Source organism: Microbulbifer mangrovi (assembly GCF_002009015.1).
Lineage (GTDB): Bacteria > Pseudomonadota > Gammaproteobacteria > Pseudomonadales > Cellvibrionaceae > Microbulbifer > Microbulbifer mangrovi.
The window spans coordinates 1-2,889 of record NZ_LZDE01000140.1; the positions used below are offsets into that span (position 1 = coordinate 1).

3 protein-coding genes are annotated in these 2,889 nt (G+C 59.1%); 1 reads left to right on the top strand and 2 read right to left on the bottom strand.

Going from position 1 to position 2,889, the window contains the following annotated elements; all coding sequences use genetic code 11:
- Positions 1 to 97: 97 nt before the first annotated feature.
- Both proC and B4U49_RS00825 read right to left on the bottom strand, forming a co-directional pair.
- On the bottom strand, positions 98 to 925 hold the full coding sequence (proC, locus tag B4U49_RS00820) for a pyrroline-5-carboxylate reductase (RefSeq protein ID WP_078082706.1): 828 nt from the start codon (positions 923 to 925) through the stop codon (positions 98 to 100).
- A 30-nt stretch (positions 926 to 955) separates the two neighbouring features.
- The gene (locus B4U49_RS00825; RefSeq protein ID WP_239692415.1) at positions 956 to 1,669 is read right to left on the bottom strand and encodes a YggS family pyridoxal phosphate-dependent enzyme; all 714 of its coding nucleotides are present in this window, start codon (positions 1,667 to 1,669) and stop codon (positions 956 to 958) included.
- Between the two features lie 81 nt (positions 1,670 to 1,750).
- On the opposite strand from B4U49_RS00825, the gene B4U49_RS00830 reads away from it, so the two are divergent.
- Entirely contained in the window at positions 1,751 to 2,785 is a 1,035-nt protein-coding gene (locus B4U49_RS00830; RefSeq protein WP_078082707.1) for a type IV pilus twitching motility protein PilT, read from the top strand.
- The last annotated feature ends 104 nt before the right edge of the window (positions 2,786 to 2,889 follow it).

A 2,889-nucleotide genomic window follows, 5' to 3' on the forward strand; every position in this document is an offset into this window, starting at 1 on the left:
ATTGAGCGCATGCGCTCAATTTGTCGTGGAGGGTTTGCGGACAAGTGCCGCAAACCCGGGCTGGAAAAGGCCAGGATGGCGTTTTCCAACAAGCTAATTAGTTATCCAATTCTTTCGCCATTTCCGCCGCACGCGCAGCGCAATCGCTCATAGCCTGCTCCACCAGTTCCGGCAGGCCACCCTCCTGAAAGCGTTTGACCGCACGCTCGGTGGTGCCGTTCGGGGACATAACATTGCGCTTTAACTGCGCCACATCCACATCGGCAGACACCGCAAGTTTCGCCGCGCCCAGAGCGGTTTGCAAGGTAAGTCGTTCAGCGTCCACACGATCCATACCGGCCTTCTCCGCCGCATCGATCATGGATTCCATAAACTGAAAATAGTAAGCCGGGCCGGAACCGGAAACGGCAATCACCTGATCGATACCGGATTCCTCGGCAACCCACAGCGCGATGCCCACCGCGTCCGCCATTTGTGTTGCCACCGACTTGTGCTCGTCGGTGACACCGCCACCGGCATACAGGCCGGTGACGCCGGTGCCCACCAGGGCCGGGGTATTCGGCATTGCGCGTACGATGGGCACGCCCGCACCCAACCAGCGCTGGTACGCAGCCAGCGGAATACCCGCCGCCAGGGTGATCACCAGGGGTTTGCGAGCACTTACTACATCAGCAATGGACTCGCACATTTCCTTCATGACCTGGGGCTTTACCGACAGCACAATCACATCTGCATCGGCGATCGCCGCCAGATTATCGGTGCTGCCATGTACGCCGGTGCGCTGACAGAACTGCTTGAGCTTTTCCTCGTTGCGGCCGGTCGCCACGATCTTGTCGGCCGGATAGCCACTCGCCACCATTCCGCCAATCACCGCACCGGCCATATTGCCGGCACCGCCGATAAAGACCATTTTTTGATCAGACATACTGTTCCTTATCGTGTTCGTTTGAGAAAACTATTTTCTGGCCCCGAAAACATCGGTACCTATGCGCACCATGGTGGCACCGCTGAAAATGGCCGCCTCCATATCGCCGGACATGCCCATGGACAGAGTATCCAGTGGCTGCTCCGGCAGCCGGGCCTTAAGGTCTTCCAGCAGCGCAGCCAGCTGTATAAAAGGTGTGCGCTGATCTTCAGCAACACCGCGGGGAGCGGGAATTGCCATCAGCCCGCGCAGACGCAGGTTTGGCAGTGCCGCCACCGCTTCGGCCAGTTCCGGCAGTTTTTCCGGGCTGACGCCGGATTTACTCTCCTCGCCATCGATATTCACCTGCAGGCAGATATTCAGCGGCGGCATCTCCACAGGACGCTGCTCCGACAGACGGCGCGCAATTTTCAGCCGATCCACCGTATGCATCCAGTGAAAATGTCCCGCCACATCGCGGGTTTTGTTCGACTGCAGTGGTCCAATGAAGTGCCAGATAATGTCGCAATCCGCCAGCGCTTCCTGCTTATCCAGCGCCTCCTGCAGGTAGTTCTCACCAAAATGGCGCTGCCCGGCGGCATACGCCGTGCGCAGGTCGTCCGCCGGGCGGGTTTTGGACACCGCCAGCAGCGTGACCGAGTCGTCCTGCCGGTCACAGCTACGACAGGCTGTGACGATTCGCTCAGCGACGGAATTGAGGTTTTCGGGGATAGACCCTTTGCGCATATACTGGGACCCATTCATTAGTCGGCGGGCATTCTATGCGCTCAGTGCCCGCGCGTCATATCGACAAGTGTCAGAAAGAGAAGAATAAAGGGTAGCAGTATGGACATTACAGAACTCCTCGCCTTCAGCGCCAAGCAGAACGCCTCGGACCTGCACCTCTCCGCCGGCCTGCCGCCCATGATCCGGGTCGACGGCGACGTGCGCCGTATCAACCTGCCACCCATGGAGCACAAGCAGGTACACGGCCTGATCTACGAGATCATGAACGACAAGCAGCGCAAGGACTACGAAGAGTTCCTCGAGACCGACTTCTCCTTCGAAGTCCCCGGCGTGGCCCGCTTCCGTGTCAACGCGTTCAACCACAACCGCGGCGCCGGCGCCGTTTTCCGGACCATTCCCTCCAAGGTACTCACCATGGAAGACCTCGGAATGGGCCAGGTGTTCAAACAGATCTCCGACACCCCCCGCGGCCTGGTGCTCGTTACCGGTCCTACCGGTTCCGGTAAGTCCACCTCGCTCGCAGCGATGATCGACTACATCAACGACAATAAATACGAGCACATCCTCACCGTCGAAGACCCGATCGAATTCGTGCACGAATCCAAGAAGTGCCTGGTGAACCAGCGGGAAGTCCACCGCGACACCCACGGCTTCTCCGAAGCCCTGCGCTCCGCGCTGCGTGAAGACCCGGACATCATCCTCGTGGGTGAGATGCGGGACCTCGAGACCATCCGCCTGGCACTCACCGCCGCGGAAACCGGTCACCTGGTATTCGGCACCCTGCACACCACCTCCGCCGCCAAAACCATCGACCGTGTGGTTGACGTATTCCCGGCGGAAGAAAAATCCATGGTGCGCTCCATGCTCTCGGAATCCCTGCAGGCGGTAATCTCCCAGACCCTGCTCAAGCGCAACGGCGGCGGCCGGGTAGCCGCCCACGAGATCATGCGCGGCACCCCTGCAATCCGTAACCTCATCCGCGAAGACAAAATTGCGCAGATGTATTCCGCCATTCAGACCGGCGCCAACGTCGGCATGCAGACCATGGACCAGTGCCTGCAGGATATGGTCGAGAAGCGCATCATCAGTCGCGAGACTGCGCGCGAGAAAGCGAAGATGCCGGAAAACTTCTAAAAAAAGTAACCCGAGACACGACACATAGCTTTCGCAGACTTACGAAGTAAAAATATCTGAATGGAAGGCGGGGTGCCGGGTGTGGGTTTTCAGGAGCGTCGCAA

Excerpts from the sequence above, each read along its gene's own strand:
- B4U49_RS00825 (WP_239692415.1), bottom strand. The coding sequence starts at position 1,669 with ATGAATGGGTCCCAGTATATGCGCAAAGGGTCTATCCCCGAAAACCTC.
- B4U49_RS00830 (WP_078082707.1), top strand. The coding sequence starts at position 1,751 with ATGGACATTACAGAACTCCTCGCCTTCAGCGCCAAGCAGAACGCCTCG.
- proC (WP_078082706.1), bottom strand. The coding sequence starts at position 925 with ATGTCTGATCAAAAAATGGTCTTTATCGGCGGTGCCGGCAATATGGCC.